The sequence below is a fragment of the Oleiphilus sp. HI0117 genome, from assembly GCF_001635235.1.
Genome location: NZ_LWGA01000321.1, coordinates 1 through 342, shown reverse-complemented (window position 1 = coordinate 342; position 342 = coordinate 1). Strand labels below are relative to the sequence as shown.

The following is a 342-nucleotide window of genomic DNA, read 5'->3' as shown; positions in this document are numbered from 1 at the left end:
ACGATTACGAAGTTTGGTTGCAAGACTTCCATAAAGAGTCGAGTAAAACTGAAACTGTAGAGACAGACAGTGCAGACAAGCAAAATGAATCAGCGGAAGATAAAAAGGAACGCAAGCGTATCGCTGCGGAGCTTCGTCAGAAATTGAGCCCACTGAAGAAAAAGCTCAAAACCGCAGAAAAGGCGATGGAGAAGCACCAAGAAGCTTTAGCTGAGCTCGAAGAGAAACTCGCTGCCCCAGAGATTTATCAAGCTGAAAATAAAGCCAAGTTGAAAGAATTGATGGATGAGCAGGCAACACATAAAGTCGGTTTAGAAGAATCCGAGATGGAATGGTTTGAAC

At 43.6% G+C, this 342-nt stretch carries 1 pseudogene; it reads left to right on the top strand.

The features are described 5' to 3' along the window. Positions 1 to 342 (top strand): annotated as a pseudogene (locus A3757_RS26270) (ABC transporter ATP-binding protein); the annotation flags it as partial.